Below are 17676 nucleotides of genomic sequence, written 5' to 3'. Positions count from 1 at the left end.
CATCCCTTACAATATCTGTGGCATAATTTCGTTTTACAAAAAGTTTAAAGTGGTCTTTTTTTTAGGGTACTTTTAACTACTTTTGCTTCTCAGTAATAGAGAGGCGTTTTGCGTTTATCTTTACTTTATACGTAGCTAAAAGGTGTTCCTTTCCCTAACAAAATCATACTTTCTAAACCACAGCCAAACTGTGAAATATAGAGTTCCAATAATTATTATTTGGTTTATAGCTTGCTCCGTAAACCTCAATTTTTGGGTATTTGCGCAATTACAACCTATTGGAGCATGGAAATCTTATCAAACACACCGGCAAGCGCGGGATATTTGTGTGCGTGGACAATACATATTTGCGGCAACAGACGTAGGAATTGTTCAATTAAACACCTTAGACACAAATGATTATCAGCGATTTACAAAAAAAGATGGCTTCTTAGGCGACTATCCCTCTGTAATGCTTTATGATGATGTTCATGATTATGTCTTTGTAGGCTATCAAAACGGATTAATTCATTACTTCCGCAACCCAAGCCAAAAAATTTACTCTATTAGGGATATTTTTTTAACCAAAAATTTTAACACTAAAAAAATCAATTCTATTCTGGCTTCAGGCGATTATTTATACATAGGAACATCCTTTGGTGTAGTTGTTTATGATTTCAAACACAAAGAAACACGTTATACATATCTGAAGGTGGGAAATAATGACGAGGCACAGGAAGTTACGTCATTAACAATATTTCAAGATAGATTATGGATTTCAGTTTCGGGAGGGCGAGAACCGGGCATTTATTCTGCACCCTTAGCTGCTCCAAATTTAGCTGACGCTTCGGTATGGCAACTTGAAAATGGTAAATACGGCTTGCCTACCACAGGCGCATCTCGGTGGATTACTACTTTTAATAACTATATCTTCGTACATATTGGAGACTCTCTTTTTGCAAGATCCGATAGTATTTGGAATACCATTAATAATCAATACCTTAATACAGGTTATTACAAATTTATGCGTGTTTCTGGAAATAATTTGTATTTAGTTTTTAATGATATGGTTATTCAATATGCAACCACAGGTTCCATCAAGATATATTCATCCCAGATACCAGCAGCGGCAGTAGAAGCCAACAACGTAATATGGATAGCTGATTTTGCACAAGGTATTGTTGGGTATGACGAAAATAGCCGAAACCTATATTATACTGCTCATGAACCACTTACAAATAATAACTGTAATAGAATTGAAGTAGCTAATGGCGAATTATACATTGCTCCATTAGGGCATAACGCAAATTATAAACCTTCTTATGACTATTCCGGTTACTATTACTACAATATCCGTAATGCAGAGTGGAAGATGGTCAGAACTGACCTTTTAGATCCTGACCCTGAAAAAGTATTCCATAGTTACGCCCGCATAAGCACACGCCCCGGTAGCCGTGAAACATGGATGGGAACTTTTGGAGGCGGTATTTCTATAGTCCAAAATGGAAATAATTGGATAAGAAGCCTCACTTCAGCAGACGGGCTACCTATTACCGCAAACAACCCAAAAGATGTTCGTATTTCAGGAATAGCATTTGACGGACGCGGAAATACTTGGTTATCAACTTACTTCACCCCTACTCCACTTTCTGTAATTACTCCCAATAACCAAATTTACAACTTTCCTTTTCCAACATTTGATAATCCGTTGTTTACTCAGCTTACTTTAGACAGTTACGGTACTTGCTGGTTAGTAAACCGTGATAAAGGAGTAGTCGTTTTTAATGATAATAAAACCCCCAATAATACTGCCGATGATAAAGTCCGTGAACTCAGAACCGGAACCGGAAAAGGAAACCTACCCAGCGATAACGTTAATCGTATTGTTCAGGACTTAGACGGCAATATGTGGGTCGCTACCAATAAAGGGGCAGTCGTTTTCTATAATCCTTCAGAAATATTTAAAGTAAATACTACAATAAGTGATGCTTCTTGTCCGATACTGAGTAGCCGATGCCTGTTGCGAGATGAAAATGTCCGCGCTATCGCTATAGACGGAGCAAACCGAAAATGGCTGGGTACCGAAAACGGGATCTTTGTCGTTAGCCCAGACGGCAATGAACAAGTAGAAATGTTTAACATAGACAACAGCCCCATTCCCTCAAATGAAATCTTAGATATAGCGATTGACCAAGAAACCGGAGAAGTTTTTATTGCAACTGGCTCTGGAATAGTAAGTTATAGAGGAGAAGCAAGCCTTAGCTCCGGAAATAGCGAAAATATCTTTATATTTCCTAACCCCGTTAAAGCAAACTTTGACGGGTTAATTGCTATTCGAGGAACAGCCTCCAATGCTATTGTTAAGATTATATCTATAACGGGACAAGTTGTAGCTCAACTAACTGCCTTAGGAGGGCAAGCTGTGTGGGACGGAAAAGACTATCAAGGGCATAAAGCCGCACCCGGAATTTACCTTGCGTTGGTATCGCTACCTTCCGGTGAACAAGCCGGCATCTCTAAGTTTGTGATATTAAGTGCAGAATAAAACTACGGCTCTACAACGATTTCCTCGTTAGTTTCATCAAAAAAACGCACCATCGTAATTGGAAAGGCAGGTTCTTCCAGAATTTGAATCCATTTCCCGTATTTTAAAAACCATCGAAGCCTTCGGCTAATAAAACCTATTTTGAAATAGCTTGCTAAATAAGGATTTAGCTTTATCGTTAGTTTAGTATATTTACCCTGCCTGATTAGAAAATCCAGTGTTTTCTCAATTTCATCACTTATTAATATCGAAGATTGAATCTGGCCGGAGCCTTGACAAGATGGGCATATCTCAGTAGTTTCGATATTTATTTGCGGTCGAACACGTTGCCGAGTAATTTGTACTAAGCCAAAACGGCTCATTGGCAAAACAGTATGTTTTGCTCTATCCTGCTTCATTTCAGCCTCTATTCGGTCAGTGATCATAGTCCGAAAGTCGAGGCTTCGCATATCAATAAAATCTATTACGATAATTCCGCCCATATCTCGGAGGCGTAACTGCCTTGCGATTTCTACCGCAGCTTCTATATTGATTTTGAGAATAAAATCTTCCGGATTTTCTTCCTGAATACGGGTGCTGCCGCTATTTACATCAAAAACGTGCAAGGCTTCGGTATGTTCTACCACCAAATATGCCCCACTTGGCAGCGGAACAATCCGCCCAAAAGAAGTTTTAATTTGCTTCTCTATACCTAATTGCTCAAATAGCGAGGTTTTAGTTTTGTATAGTTTAAGCAGCTTTAAGGTTTGTGGATGGTGGTCTTTCAGGTAGTTGCTGATTTCTTGATGGGATTGCTGGTCATCTGTAATGATAGAATCAAAGCCGACACTAAGCATATCGCGCAGCAGGCTGTTGGTTCGTGAAATTTCACTATGAACCTTACACGGAGGTGTACTGTTGGCAATAGCCGAAACAATAGCTTGCCATTTTTGCATCAGGTGCTGAATATCTTGCTGCAAAAGCTCTGCTGTTACATTTTCAGAAGCCGTTCTGGCTATAATACCGAAGTTCGGAGGACGAAGTTTCTCTAATATCTTCTTAATTCGGTTTTTTTCAGTAGGATTTTGATATTTTTTGGAAACATTAATATGCTGGGCAAATGGAATTAAAACTAAATATTGCCCTGCCAAAGATAGCTCTGCGCTTAGTCTGGGGCCTTTGGTAGATATTGCTTCTTTGGTAAATTGAACTAAAATAGACTGATTATTTTTTAACGCATCTGTTATTTTACCGTTTTTGTCTATTGGTTCTGATAAATTTACGTCCTGTAAATGTGCATTTTGGGTATTTTTACCCATTGCCAGCTTTGTGAAGTTCTGAATATCAATAATCTGTGGCCCTAAATCAGGATAATGTAAGAATCCATCTTTTTCATATCCAATATTGATAAAGGCAGCGTTTCGCCTATTATCAGCTCTACGAACACGACCTAAAAAAATATCTCCAACAGAAAACTGGGAATTACGGGATTCCTGGTGTAGTTCAACTATTTTTTTATTTTCTAATACAGCAATACGAATCTGATCATTGTCAGACGTAACAACAAGTTCTTTCATGGAAATAATGGTAATAGTAATTTTGGGGAATAAATTCCCCAAAATCAGTTGCTACTACTTCTGTTTCTTTTTATGTCTATTTTTTCTGAGGCGTTTTTTGCGTTTATGTGTTGCAATTTTATGTCTCTTACGTTTTTTACCACACGGCATAATGATAATGGGTTAAATTGTTAATGTGTAAAATTTTAAATACTTTGAATTTGCTGGTTAATTTGTTGCGCTAATTCGGGCGCTGGGTGTAATGTAGTGGCTTTTTGCCAAGCAAGTTTAGCTTGTTCTGTATTTCCAAGTGCTTTATAGATATTTCCGAGCCAGAAGTATGCTATTGCCTGACGGGCATCTGCCTGAATTGCTTGTTGGCAACGTTTTAGGGCTTTTTCATATTGGTTTGTTTGGTACGAAAAAATAGAAAGTTCTAAATTTGCCTGAAAATGCTCTGGATGTTTATCTCCAAAGGCTGCTAATTCCTTGATTCCTTGCATAACTATTGTTGGATTTTCGGATTTAGCCATAGCCACCCATTTGATTACCATAAAGTTATCTTTTTCATTACCAGATAGTTCTGCTGCGGCAAGCGAAGCATAGTCAATTGTATGTTGGTTAAAATATCTATATAGCAATGAATCTTGGGCTATTTTGGGCAGTTGATAGGAATCCATAAAGCGGATGGCAAGTTTAGGGAGTTCTATATGGTGTTCTTCCCATAGTTTTTCTTGTAGTAAAGCGGCGCAATCTGGTCGGTCTGATCCTACAAAAAACGCAGCAAATTCTTGTATTAAACGAATTTTGCTACTTTCATCTAACTCTGAATATCTTTCCCACTTTTGTAGGAACGCCTTATAAACAGTCTGTTGTTCTGAAGAAGCTATGAACTCAGGAATCCGGGTAATTATTGAATCAGACTTTGCCTGAGGCGTAGCTGAAGCTGACGGCACAGTAACAGCTGCCGGCTTCATATTATTTGTCAAGACCTTTCTATCTACCGATAACAGTCCTAAAAACAACAAGAATCCTGCTGCAATTAAGCTAAAATGTTGCCATGTCCAACGGCCAGCACTATCCTGCACAGCGCAAACAACTATCCTTTCTTATCTTCCTTCTTAGCAGGACGCTGCTTATCTTCCACTTTTGTGCTGCTTTTGATTTTTGAGCTTTCTTTAACTTTCTTCACAAATTCTTTTGAAGGTTTAAAACTTGGGATAAAGTGCTCCGGTATCAATATAGTTTTCTTTTCGGATATAATTCGGGCGGGTTTAGCGGCTCTTCGTTTTATGATGAAACTACCAAATCCTCGCACATAAATGTTATTTCCATCTACCATAGAGTTTCTCACGACCTTAAAAAAAGCCTCCATAACTGATGATACATTAGGTTTGTCAATTCCCGTCTTATGGGCAATTTCTTCTATAATGTCTGCCTTTGTCACGTTATTATAATAAATTTATAAATTATTCTTTACTGTTTTGAGTGCACAAAAATACAAAGTGTTTTGGAAAAACAAACAATTCAATGAGTTAAAGTAAATTTTCTACTGTTTTTAATAAATAATTGGTAATTTCAGATACTTCGCCTACGCCGTTTATGATATGTAGTTTTTCTTGGTTTTTGTAATAAGTGGCAACGGGCAGGGTTTTTTGCTCATATTCCTGAATCCGTTTCGTAATTGTTTCGGGTGTATCATCTGGGCGGTTTTCAAGTGTTGCTCGTCTCAAAAGCCTATTTACAAGTTCATTTTGAGGAACATTTAATTGAAGCATTGCAGTAATACTTAATTTATTTTCTGTTAGCATTTTATCTAATGCTTCGGCTTGCGCAACCGTGCGTGGAAATCCGTCAAAAATAAAGCCTTTGGCTGATTGGTATTGGCTTATTCGCTCTTGAATCATGCCGATAACAATTTCATCTGGGACGAGTAATCCCGCATCCATTAAAGACTTTGCTTTTAATCCAAGTTGGGTTTTATTAGCTACTTCTGATCGCAGAATATCTCCTGTAGAAAGGTGAACCAAGTTGTATTGCGCAATGAGTTTTGCAGATTGGGTTCCCTTTCCAGCACCCGGAGGGCCAAATAGAACTAAATTTAACATGATGCAGATGCTAATAAAGGCCACAAAGATAGGGGATTGTTGGCTACACACATCTTATCTATAAAAAAAAATTTGACTGTATCATTCCGATTTGTATCTTTGCGGCATTGCTTAGGCGGCTTATGAAACTTCGTATTTTATTTATTAGTTTATTTTTTATCGTTTATTACCATAGTTTCGGCCAGTTTACGTTAAAGTTGGGGGGGTATTTAGAGGGGTATTCTGGCGTTACTTATGGCTTTTTTGGTAATTTAAAAAAGGACTTAACCACACCTTCTTTTTTGACGGATAGCGTAACCAAATTACCGGCAGTAGGTAGTTATTACGGTGGTGGTTTTAAATTTTTGGTGGCTAAAAAAATTATTCTTGGCTTATACGGAGTTGGGTCTGCACATACACCTGCCGAAGGAAAAAGAGGTCAAGCTAAGATGTACACTACATTATGGGGCGGCCAAGTAGGTTTCGCAGTAAAAAACACAAACCGTTGGCTTTGGTATCCTTATGCAGGTTTTTCAGTAGGAAAATCTACTTTAAAGCTCAGTAATTATGACAACCAATCTGTTGTCTTTGGAGAAAACCAAACCATAGAGCGAGCCAAAACAATTGAATGCACTACTACCAGCAGCGTGGTTGATTTAGGATTCAGTTTTCGGCATCTTAGCAGAAATTCCGGTGGGCTTATTTTGGGTGTTGATGGTGGCTTTTATCTAAGTCCGGCAAAAGGAACTTGGAGCGGCCCCGTTGGAGCAGTAAGTGGCGTAAAAGGCTCTTCTTTGAATGGAATTTATCTACGTGTAACCATTGGAGCCGGCCTATTCTCTATAGAATCCTCATCAAAACCACCTACCGAAGACGAAAAACCGGCACAAGAAAATCCGGCTAATGAAGAACCTAAGCAGTAAACTCTTACCTCTTTGAAATAGCAAGCCAGCATAACTTCAAGCCGGCATAAATACAAATGAGTAAGCTATCAGTTATAATACCCGTCTTTAACGAAGGAGCTACAATTCATCTTATTTTAGACAAAATCAAATCCGTAGAGTTAGCTAATCAAATAGAAAAGGAAATCATTCTAATAAACGATTTTTCTACTGACAACACCGAAGAGGCTATCAATCAATATATTGCTAATAATCGTACTTTAAATATTCAATACCATAAACATTCGGTTAATCAGGGAAAAGGAGCCGCATTAAGAACCGGTATTTCTAAGGCAACGGGAGATTTTTTAATTATCCAAGATGCTGATTTAGAGTATGATCCAGAGGAATATAATCTACTATTGAAGCCAATCATAAATGGATTTGCTGATGTCGTTTATGGTTCTCGGTTTATGGGTGGAAAACCACATCGGATTTTATTTTTTTGGCATACCATTGGAAATAAATTTTTGACTTTTCTATCCAATATGTTTACCAATCTGAATTTAACAGATATGGAAACGTGTTATAAAGTATTTAGAACCAACATTATACAATCTATTTCTTTGCAGGAAAATCGCTTTGGATTTGAGCCGGAGATTACTGCCAAAATAGCCAGAATTCCCAAAATCAGGATATACGAAGTGGGAATCTCTTATTACGGACGCACATACGAAGAAGGGAAAAAAATAAACTGGAAAGACGGCTTTCGGGCACTTTATTGCATTTTAAAGTACGGCTTTTTTAAGATTTAAGCAGTTTAAGTCCTAAAATAGCTTTTATAGCTTAAAAAAGCTATAAAAGAGATAACAAAGTCTATCATTTTTACGTAGTAACCTAAACTTAAATCTGGTATTTTTGCGCAATGTTTTGGCGGGTAGCAATAGTAGTGTGTTGCTTTTTTTTGAATTACGAGTGTTTCGGACAAAAGTTAGAAGGAATAAAAGGTAATTCAGGGAGCAGTTCTTCTGGGGGGAGGAGTAGCAGCGGTGGCGGAGATGCCGGCGGTTGCTTAGACGGAGCCGGTGCCTGCCTACAAGGCTGTAATGCCTGCTCAAATTGCGCTCCAGTATTCTTGGATATATTCGCTTTCTTAGACAAATATCATCAGGAAATTTTAAGAAAAAAAGATGCTAACTCACGGCATATCACCTCATTAGAACTAAGAATACTAACCGGCCATAATGCCGTTGATAATCTATATCTTTTTCAACCTCGCCTAATCGGAAAATGGGGACTCTTCGCTACCGATATTCGCCTAAATCAATATTACGAGATCCGAACAAAATTTATAGACAACTATCAAGTTATTGATTGGCAATTACTGGGTTTAAACTTAGTAGCAGCAGAGCACGTTAATCTGAGGTGGGGTAACGGATTTATGTTAGAACGTTTTACCCAATACAGTGACTCTACGAGAGAAAAACGCAGAATTAGCAAAATGCACTATGAAACGACATTAACCGTAGATATTTACCCTGACCCAAAATGGCAAATTAACGTAGAGGGACGGTTCGCTCCGGCTATCGTGGAAGTCCGTACTCCCAGATACGAAATATGCGGCTTAGTTTCTTATAATTTATTTCCAAAACCAACTTTACATCTTAAACCATTTTTCGGTGCCTCTTATGCAGTTTACTACTCTATACCATTAGTTACTTTGCAGGGAGGCATTTCTTTGCAGATTGATTAACACCCTAATTTTCATGCATAAATTATCCCAGACAGAAGAAAATTACCTCAAAACTATCTATAAATATACCGCAGACAATTTACAAGTTGGAACAACCGCCTTATCGGCAGACCTAAAAATAAGCCCTGCTTCAGTTACCGATATGTTAAAGCGCTTGTTTAAAAATGGCTTTTTAGAATACCAACCTTACCGTGGCGTAACATTAACAGCCTTAGGAAAACAGACAGCCTTAACGACCATCCGAAGACATAGACTTTGGGAGGTGTTTTTGGTCAATGTTTTGGAACTTCCTTGGAAACACGCTCATGATACAGCAGAACGACTTGGATATATTGATGATGAATTACTGATAGCACGCTTGGATAATTTACTTGGATACCCACAATACGACCCATTAGGAGAACCCATCCCAAATATCAACGGAGAAGTAGAGCAGCTAAATGCCACTTTATTGTCGCAAATATCTATAAATCAAGAGGTAAAAATATCCGGTATTACTCAGCGAGACCCAAATCTTTTAAAATACTTAAACCGGCTACAACTTAATATCGGAATGAAAATAAAGATAGCGGAAATTATCCCTTTTGATAACTCCCGATTAATCAAAATAGAAGATAAAACCGAAACCGTAGTTAGCAGCACAGTAGCCGAGTTAGTCTTAGTAATCCCCACTTAAAATTTTATGAGCATTCAGGTATTTAGTAATTATCAAGAAATTAAAGGAGTAACGGACTTAGTTTTAACAATAGGAACTTTTGACGGATTGCATTTAGGGCACGTAGCAGTATTAGAAAATCTTACAGAAAAAGCTAAATCTATCCATGGCCAAACGGGAGTATTAAGTTTTTACCCGCACCCCAGAAAAGTACTAAATCCACAAAGCGATAACCTAAAATTACTTCAATCATTACCGGAAAAAACACACCGCTTAGATGAGCTAAATATTCAAAACTTAATTTTACTCCCTTTTACGGTTGAATTTTCCCACTTATCATCTACCGAATTTATTGAAAAAATACTTGTTAATTACTTGAATATAAAACACATAGCTATTGGCTATGATCATCATTTTGGTAGAAGTAGATCCGGTGGCTTAGATGAGTTGATTGCTTTAGGAAAAATACACCATTTTGGTGTTTCTGAAATACCGGTATATCAGATTAACCAAGTGAATATCAGTAGTACCAAAATTAGAGAGGCATTAGCCGCCGGAAGTGTAACCACAGCATATCAATATCTCGGTTATCGTTATTCTATAAGCGGTAAGGTAGTACGTGGAAATCAAATAGGAAGAAAAATAGGTTTTCCTACGGCAAATATTTTACCGGAAGACCCTGATAAGTTAATTCCGGCCTTAGGCGTTTATGCAATTTGGGTGATTTGGAACCAAAAAAGATACCCGGCAGTACTGAATATCGGCACAAGGCCTACTTTTAACGGGCAAAATGTACAAATAGAAGCCCATTTAATTAACTTTGAACAAGATCTTTATGACCAATCGCTAACCATCGAGTTCATTGATTTTATTCGCCCTCAACAACGCTTTGAAACCGTTGATAAACTAATTGCTCAAATTCAGGAAGACATTATTGTAAGCCAACATAAATTATCTGATTTTCAAAACTCATGAAACGTACCGTATTAATAATTGACCCACAAATTGATTTTTGCTCACCAGCAGGTTCTCTGTATGTTCCTAATTCAGAAATAGATATTGAAAAACTATGTGGGTGGATTTCTCATAATTCCGGCAAAATAGATGCGATTTTTTGCACCCAGGATACACATTTAAAACTAAATATTGCTCTTCCGGAACCTTGGGTTAATGCCAATGGGGAGCATCCGAAACCGTTTTCCCAAATCACCTTAGAAGATGCCAAATCTAAACAATGGGTATTCCAACCCAATCCAGAACATGGAATTTGGTATCTTGAAGAATTAGAAAAACAAGGACAATTTCCCCACATAATATGGACAGAGCATTGTTTATCAGGAAGTTATGGTGCTGAAATAATGCCGGAATTACTTACTATAATACAAAAATGGGCAGATTTAACCGGACAATCTTTTTCATGTATTCAAAAGGGGCAAAATCCTTACACTGAGCATTTTGGAATATTCCGTGCAAATATCATCCTGCCTGATTTTCCGGAAACAGGTTGGAATTATGACCTTATCAAGACCTTGTCTCAGTTTGACGAAATCTACCTTGCCGGTGAAGCTCGCTCCCATTGTGTTGCAAATTCCTTAGCACAAGCAATCGAATACGACATGAATTTTGCTCAAAAATTTATCCTCTTAGAAGATTGTATGTCTAATGTTCCGGGATTTGAGCAAACGGCCTCTCCTATCTATGAAAAAGCTGCTGCATTAGGCGTTCGCTCCCAAAACAGTAACTACCTGATTTCCTAAGAACATCACCGCTATCTCTAAATAACGAAATGCTGATTTTATCAGCGTTAAATATATTTTCGGATATAGCTGTTTTCCCAGATTTATCCGCAGGCAATTTGTAGGCAATATTTTTTAGCGAAAAGTTTTTAACCAAAAACTGTATCTTTGTAATTGCTTTAGTGCAACAAATAATCACTTAGAAACCCAAAAATCCAACTACTGATGCTCCGTATAAATTTGTTATTACTTTCGTTATGTTTGTTAGTGTTAAGTGGCTGTAGCCAGTCCCAAAAACTAACGGCAAAGCAACCCTTTGTTGCTGCGTTTTATAATCAAGAGAATCTCTTTGATACCGAAGATGACCCGCTTATAGATGACGCTGAATTTTTACCGGGAAGCCCTAAAAAATGGACTCCAGAAAGATACCAACAAAAATTGGGCAATATGTCAAAGGCAATTAGCCAAATAGGAAACCCTACAGGGCCAGATATTGTGGGACTTTCTGAAGTCGAGAATGAAAAGACCGTTAAAGACTTAGCTAATCAACCTTCCTTAAAAGGCAACTACGGATATGTACATTTTGATTCTCCCGATAATCGTGGAATAGATGTAGCATTATTGTACAAAAAAAGCCGTTTTCAGGTACTGAATACACAAAAATATGGCGTTATTGACCCAGCCAATGCCGATTTTAAAACTCGTGATGTCTTGGTCGTTACCGGGTTGGTATTACCAACGCAAGACACCTTAACGGTGTTGGTAAACCACTGGCCATCCAGAAGAGGCGGAAACGAAAGTATCTATAAAAGAAAGTTAGCAGCAGAGGTAGTCAAACATATTTGCGACTCTCTTATGAACCGGTTTGATAAAGATTATATCTTAATCATGGGAGATTTGAACGATGAGCCTAATGACGAAAGTGTTAAAGAGACCTTAGGAGCAAAGCCTACGCCGGAACAAACTCGCCCGGGAGAACTCTTCAATACTATGTATCCACTCAAAGAACAAGGAAAAGGAAGCCACTTATACAAAGGTAATTGGGGTATGCTTGACCATATTATTATTTCTTATGACTTGCTTCCACAAAACAACAAAAAAGGAATTTCCTATGTTATGGGAAGTGCCACAATATTTAAAGCAGATTTTCTTTTTGAAACTGACCCCAAATATAAAGGAAGTCCACTGCGTACTTACGTTGGAGACAAATACTTAGGCGGATACAGCGACCACCTACCGGTCTATATCTATTTGAAGCTAAAATAATGCATGATATTCTCTCTGAGAGTTTGGTGCTTTGGAGCGTGGCTACTTACCTACTTTTATACATCAGGGCAAGTCGTTAATATTGAAAGTCAGCGATTTGTATCTGCCGATACAGGGCTTATCGGAAATATCAATTTATCACTATCAGTGGCCAAAAATCAGACTTTGATTTACAATGCTACTGCTATCTCTCATGTTCAATATAACTGGAAAAAACCAACTATTTTATTAGTAAGCAGTTACACCTTTATTCGGGCAATTGATCAAAATTTGGTTAATCAAACTTTTCAGCATTTACGCTTTACGCTAAATACTAAAGCTAAGCTCACTCCGGAGGCTTTTGCTCAATGGCAAAACAATCCTATTCAGGCGTTACAGTCCAGAACATTAATCGGTGCCGGTAGCCGCCTTAGAATTTTACAAAACGACTCTTTACGTATTTTCTATGGACTAAATTTAATGTGGGAAAATGAACTGCTTAGAACAGAAATAAACCGAGAAAATAGAGATTTTAGAATCAGCACCTATCTGTCGTTTTATTGGAGAATAAAAGATCAGTATCTAATTAGCAATACAACTTATTTTCAGCCCAATATTACTATATTATCAGATTACCGAATATCGAGCGAAACAAGGCTATTGCTCAAAATCACCAAGCATTTATCCTATGCTGTAACTTACAATATTTTTCATGATACGTACCCGCCTGCCGGAATCAATAAAACCTTTTATACACTTACGAACGGCTTTTCATATCTTTTTTAAAAATCACCTAAAATTCTGGTTTTAAAGAACTAACGTTAGTTTCCCAATTTGCTTTTACCACAATAGGTTCATTCCATTTCCATATTTTTTCAGGAAGCCTGTAAGGTTTAAGCCTACCCATAGTACGAATCCCGTTATTATCTTCATCAAAAACAACAGACAAAAAATAATTTCCGGGTTCTAATAAATTGAAAGTAAAATTTTTATCTGTTTGAATAGCTATCGGAACAGTATTTCCTTCCTTGAATAAATATACAATTATATTCCCTTTTATGTCAATTTGGCCGGATAAACTGCCAAAATCATTAGCATATCTGGGAAAACAGTAAACTGTTTTGATAGAATCAATTTTAATTTTTGGGTAGTTAAACGGGCTTAATAAGAGTTTTAACTGTGATTCTGGATTTAGATTTTTGGGGTGAGTCCATTCTACAATTCCTTTGTTCATTTCTGCCTGAATAACTACTTTTTTGCCGGCAGTATCTATACAGGTAAGATGGGTTGTAAAAGAATCCGGTGGAATATTTTCATTAGCACGTAGTAACCAAGTTTCTAATTTCTGGGGATGCGGTTTTTGCTCCAGCCAAAATGTATCCGGCGGAAGTGTTACCGGTAAAAAAATGGTTCTTGAGGTAGTGTTTTTTACTGAATCTGTTATTTGTGTCAGGATAATTGAATCCTGTTGATTTTCAGGAGGCAAAAAAATCTGGATTGCTTTCCCCCCCTGAGTAATCCACGTAGAAGAAAATGCTGTTTTAGGAGATTGAACAACCGGGTAATTCAATAAGCCTTCGGAAAATAAAACTTCTATGGCAGTTTTTCCAAGCCATTTTACTTTTGAGACGCTGGGCGGAAGGGTGTCCCAAATTTGTGTAAATATCTGTAAATCAGATACTTCTGAATTTACTGAAATCTTAATTATGCAATTTTCCGTTAGGCCAATTTTTTCAGAATTGTTGTTATAAGAGTTGCTAAAATCTGTATCGGTAAATGCTGCCAATAGATACGTTCCGGAAGCTATATGTTTTAGGTTAAAATAGCCGGTTGAGTCCGTAAGGGTCAGGTATTTGGGTTTTATATCTATAAAGTTAGAATCTGGAACGGTTTCGGCTGGGAACAAGGCTACTAAGCAGGTTGGTTCGGGTTTTAAGGAGGCCGCATCTGAAACCTTACCTGAAATACTTGCGGTATCAAGGGTTTCACCCGTTGAAAAAGCTAAGTGAAAAGGTTTTTTTAGCGGGTTACGCTCACGAAAATCTTTAATACTTGGCTTTAAGATAAGTGAATATGTAGTATTAGGGAGTAAATCTTCATTCAATTTGATAAATAAGGATTTTCCTTGCACAAAAATAGTTGGGCGGTTTTTGGGTAATGGATTTATTATCAAATCGTTTGGTGAAACATTTGGGTCGATATATTCATCAAAGGAAATTTTAATAGGCAGGGAATTGACCTGTTTTTGTCCCATTTCTGGGTAGGTAGCAGCTATTTTCGGGCCTGTTTCATCTTTTGGGCCTCCTTCTGGGGGTCTAACAATAGCGCAACCTACCAATAAGATGACACCCAAAAAATAAATAGTAATAAATTTACTAAAAAATAAACCCTCGATGTTTTTTGGCTTTTGCTGCATACTTCGCGGCAAAATTCGGATTATTTACGGTTTAAGCACCGGCTTTTTCCATAAATAAATTCCAAAGCCTAACGTAAATATCCAGATAAAAAACTCCGGCCAATTTGGATTGCTGTTATAGCCAATAAATCCTTTTAAGTAGCTTCCTATCAAACCTTTATCATGAAACCAATGTATATATTTGCCATTTGCCTGCGTATAAAATGTTGGATTTGAATCGGAGGAAAGTTCACTTTGGGGTTTTAAAATATCCCATGGGCGGGCAATTTTATCTTCAGCTTCTATAACTTTACCGTCAGGTAAGGTTTCATCATGTAAACCAAACAAGCCTAACATTTTAGCTTTTTCAAAACCTTCTTCCAATTCATGTGTGCCATAAGCCGCCATGCCGGCAGCCATCACAATCAACAATATAGAGGTAATGTTAAAAAATTGCTTTATTGGCAGCCTTTTACTTTGTGAAAATATCAGCCATGCTATCAAAACAGCTGCTATTATTCCAGTTATTGCGCCTACGTAAGAAAAACTTTTTGTCTGGTTTTCACTTGCAAATAGAAAAAGTACAGTTTCAAAGCCCTCTCTCATGATTGCAAAAAATACGATTGAGAAAATCCCCCACTTACTACCGGTTTCCAATGCCGTAGAAGTCTTTTGTTCTAATTCTTGGCGAATATTGCTTCTCTTAGCCATCCATGAGACCATATAAATCAAGAAACCTGATGCTAAAAACATCATAGCAGCCTCAAAAAAATACTCGGCAGAATGATATTGGAGTAATTCCTCAGCAGACTCTAAGGCTACTGCCGCCAAAATACTACAAACAACGGCTGCAAGTATTCCATATAAAACAAAGCGAAAATTAGATTTTTCACCTGAATTAGAAACAAATGCACCAACAATACCTACCACAAGAGCTGCCTCTAAGCTTTCCCGAAAAGTGATTATAAACTCATTCACAGCCACAAAACAAGTCCAATTTTAGATTTAATCCAAATAAAAAATAAAAAAGTAAATCACATTATCTATTAACGTAATTTTGTGTAATTTCGCGCCGCGATATTAGGCCATCTTAGCTCAGTCGGTAGAGCGGTTGATTCGTAATCAACAGGCCGGCAGTTCGATTCTGCCAGATGGCTCACTTTATAGCAAAGAATATTCCCTTTATACTGTTAAGTATTCTATTTCTTGATCTGAAACAGTAAAACAGTCTGCATCTTTTTGAAAAGGAAATTTTTCTCGTGTTTCTGTTAGTTCACTTTTTTGAATTGAAACAAAGTATATCCCTTCTTTCTCTTTCGACATAAAGTGGTTTTTTCCAATAGGCGAATACACACCAGAATTTCCCGAATATTCTATCCCATTAGGTTCCGTCCCAGCACGATTCACTCCAACTACAAAAGACTGGTTCTCAATAGCTCTGGCCTTTAACAGTGTATTCCAAACATCTATGCGTTTTTCCGGCCAATTTGCTACAAATAGAAGAATGTCAATCGGCACATCATTTGGATTACGGCACCATACGGGAAAGCGCAGGTCGTAACAGATAAATGGCGATATTGTAAACTCTTTATATTGAATAATAATGCGTTTATTTCCCTGCTCAAAAGGGCCTGCTGTTCCTTCGGGAGTTTGTTTTTCTCCCCCAAGCGCAAATAGATGACGCTTATCTACGGCATAAGTAGTTCCGTTAGGGTTTACCCAAAAAAAAGTATTTTGGCGTTTTTGGGAATTATTTCTGTGAATAATAGACCCACATACAGGGCAGCCGTACTGTGCAGCTTTTTTCCGCAACCACTCAAGGGAATTTTCAGGATGGCTAAGATCTTCTGCCAACAAAAAGTCTTCTGGTGCTACTACAAACCCTGTACTAAAAGCCTCCGGTAAAATTATTAAGTCTGCCTTTGCAGATACAGATTCTAATAAAGAATCCAATAGTTTTGTATTTTGCCCAGGTTTGCCCCAAATAGGGGCAAACTGAATCAAGGCAAGATTTAATTCTGCCTCTGGCATATTGTAAATTTCTAAAAATTAATAATGGAACCTTGGAATAAAGATATAGGTAAACCCAATTCCTAAACTAAGAGTTGCATTATTGGTGGCTTTTCTTTCTTTTGAGTAATAAGGACGGGTGTATGAAGAGTAGTAATAATCTTCACGGGTAGTAGTTCCGTCTTTGGTAACGTCAAATTTTCTGGATTTATCTTCTGCGTCTGTAAAGTCAAAGTCTCCGCGAATCATCGCGTTCATTTTCAAGTTATAACGGAGTTTTACATCCACCCCAACAGCCGCAGCAAGTCCTATATTAAACGGAGTAAAGGTAGTTCTTCTGCTTGGCATATTGGTTAAAGTAACCCCTTGCGGGGATTCCGGGTAGTAACGCTTATCGTTATTCCACTCATTATTTGATAGGAAGAAAGAGGCCTGTGGGCCGGCTTCGGCTGCAAATACATATTTCCGGTTAGCGTCAGTAGTCCAGCGAAATAAAACCGGTACTTTTAGATAGTATAACCTTAGGTTGTTGGTAATAGTATCTGATTTGCTGTTTTTGTATTGGTGTACCTGTCCTTGGGTGAAATAGAGCAGCCCTAAGTGTAATGCGATGTGGTCATTGAAGCCGTATCCGCCTTTTACACCGACTCCCATTGACCACGTATATTTATACTTAAATTGGTCATCCGAAACCGTTCTGTCCTGCTTATTAAGCATCCAGCTTGCTCCCGGATAAGCCTGAACGCCCAAATGAATACCTTTTTGAGCAAATACCAACGTTTGGATTGCCAAAAGCCCCAAGAGTAGTGTAATATGTTTCATAAAAAATTACGCGAAATTACAGATTCATTTGCA

17 protein-coding genes and 1 tRNA gene are annotated in these 17676 nt (G+C 37.7%); 10 read left to right on the top strand and 8 right to left on the bottom strand.

Going from position 1 to position 17676, the window contains the following annotated elements; translation table 11 throughout:
- Positions 1 to 190: 190 nt before the first annotated feature.
- Positions 191 to 2524, top strand: coding sequence for a hypothetical protein (locus LC115_08625; GenBank protein ID MCZ2356735.1), 2334 nt, complete (start codon positions 191 to 193; stop codon positions 2522 to 2524).
- 2 nt (positions 2525 to 2526) lie between these two features.
- Here the strand turns inward: LC115_08625 and LC115_08620 are convergent, their stop codons facing one another.
- From LC115_08620 to LC115_08605, 4 genes are all read right to left on the bottom strand, one after another.
- On the bottom strand, positions 2527 to 4080 hold the full coding sequence (locus LC115_08620; protein ID MCZ2356734.1) for an Rne/Rng family ribonuclease: 1554 nt from the start codon (positions 4078 to 4080) through the stop codon (positions 2527 to 2529).
- Positions 4081 to 4265: 185 nt separating this feature from the next.
- Positions 4266 to 5147, bottom strand: coding sequence for a tetratricopeptide repeat protein (locus tag LC115_08615; GenBank protein MCZ2356733.1), 882 nt, complete (start codon positions 5145 to 5147; stop codon positions 4266 to 4268).
- Between the two features lie 11 nt (positions 5148 to 5158).
- Positions 5159 to 5506, bottom strand: coding sequence for an integration host factor subunit beta (locus LC115_08610; GenBank protein MCZ2356732.1), 348 nt, complete (start codon positions 5504 to 5506; stop codon positions 5159 to 5161).
- Positions 5507 to 5594: 88 nt separating this feature from the next.
- Positions 5595 to 6167 carry an adenylate kinase gene (locus LC115_08605; protein ID MCZ2356731.1) on the bottom strand — a complete coding sequence of 191 codons (573 nt, stop codon included), beginning with the start codon at positions 6165 to 6167 and terminating at the stop codon, positions 5595 to 5597.
- A 122-nt stretch (positions 6168 to 6289) separates the two neighbouring features.
- Between LC115_08605 and LC115_08600 the strand changes: the two genes are divergently transcribed.
- The 8 genes from LC115_08600 (at position 6290) to LC115_08565 (ending at position 13202) form a co-directional block, all read left to right on the top strand.
- Entirely contained in the window at positions 6290 to 7069 is a 780-nt protein-coding gene (locus tag LC115_08600) for a hypothetical protein (protein MCZ2356730.1), read from the top strand.
- 56 nt (positions 7070 to 7125) lie between these two features.
- Positions 7126 to 7842: a glycosyltransferase family 2 protein gene (locus LC115_08595; protein MCZ2356729.1), complete on the top strand. Its 717-nt coding sequence runs from the start codon at positions 7126 to 7128 to the stop codon at positions 7840 to 7842.
- A gap of 149 nt (positions 7843 to 7991) precedes the next feature.
- Positions 7992 to 8780, top strand: a complete 789-nt coding sequence (locus tag LC115_08590) for a hypothetical protein (GenBank protein ID MCZ2356728.1) — start codon at positions 7992 to 7994, stop codon at positions 8778 to 8780.
- Between the two features lie 13 nt (positions 8781 to 8793).
- Positions 8794 to 9456, top strand: a complete 663-nt coding sequence (locus tag LC115_08585) for a metal-dependent transcriptional regulator (GenBank protein ID MCZ2356727.1) — start codon at positions 8794 to 8796, stop codon at positions 9454 to 9456.
- A gap of 6 nt (positions 9457 to 9462) precedes the next feature.
- Positions 9463 to 10410 carry a bifunctional riboflavin kinase/FAD synthetase gene (locus LC115_08580; GenBank protein ID MCZ2356726.1) on the top strand — a complete coding sequence of 316 codons (948 nt, stop codon included), beginning with the start codon at positions 9463 to 9465 and terminating at the stop codon, positions 10408 to 10410.
- Positions 10407 to 11192, top strand: coding sequence for a nicotinamidase (locus LC115_08575; protein ID MCZ2356725.1), 786 nt, complete (start codon positions 10407 to 10409; stop codon positions 11190 to 11192). Before LC115_08580 ends, LC115_08575 begins: the two co-directional genes overlap by 4 nt.
- Before the next feature lie 204 nt (positions 11193 to 11396).
- Positions 11397 to 12437 (top strand): endonuclease/exonuclease/phosphatase family protein, encoded by a 1041-nt coding sequence (locus tag LC115_08570; protein MCZ2356724.1) that lies wholly within the window; start codon positions 11397 to 11399, stop codon positions 12435 to 12437.
- A gap of 3 nt (positions 12438 to 12440) precedes the next feature.
- Positions 12441 to 13202, top strand: a complete 762-nt coding sequence (locus LC115_08565) for a DUF481 domain-containing protein (protein MCZ2356723.1) — start codon at positions 12441 to 12443, stop codon at positions 13200 to 13202.
- 7 nt (positions 13203 to 13209) lie between these two features.
- Here the strand turns inward: LC115_08565 and LC115_08560 are convergent, their stop codons facing one another.
- Positions 13210 to 14832 (bottom strand): Ig-like domain-containing protein, encoded by a 1623-nt coding sequence (locus tag LC115_08560; protein MCZ2356722.1) that lies wholly within the window; start codon positions 14830 to 14832, stop codon positions 13210 to 13212.
- A 24-nt stretch (positions 14833 to 14856) separates the two neighbouring features.
- Positions 14857 to 15789 carry an FTR1 family protein gene (locus tag LC115_08555; GenBank protein ID MCZ2356721.1) on the bottom strand — a complete coding sequence of 311 codons (933 nt, stop codon included), beginning with the start codon at positions 15787 to 15789 and terminating at the stop codon, positions 14857 to 14859.
- 106 nt (positions 15790 to 15895) lie between these two features.
- On the opposite strand from LC115_08555, the gene LC115_08550 reads away from it, so the two are divergent.
- Positions 15896 to 15968 (top strand) — tRNA-Thr (locus LC115_08550).
- Between the two features lie 25 nt (positions 15969 to 15993).
- Here the strand turns inward: LC115_08550 and LC115_08545 are convergent.
- Positions 15994 to 16842 (bottom strand): nitrilase family protein, encoded by an 849-nt coding sequence (locus LC115_08545; protein ID MCZ2356720.1) that lies wholly within the window; start codon positions 16840 to 16842, stop codon positions 15994 to 15996.
- 18 nt (positions 16843 to 16860) lie between these two features.
- The gene (locus tag LC115_08540) at positions 16861 to 17643 is read right to left on the bottom strand and encodes a PorT family protein (protein MCZ2356719.1); all 783 of its coding nucleotides are present in this window, start codon (positions 17641 to 17643) and stop codon (positions 16861 to 16863) included.
- Between the last annotated feature and the right edge of the window lie 33 nt (positions 17644 to 17676).

The organism is Bacteroidia bacterium (assembly GCA_026932145.1).
Lineage (GTDB): Bacteria > Bacteroidota > Bacteroidia > J057 > JAIXKT01 > JAIXKT01.
Note: the sequence above shows the minus strand (reverse complement) of the source record. Positions and strands in the feature narration are given on the sequence as shown.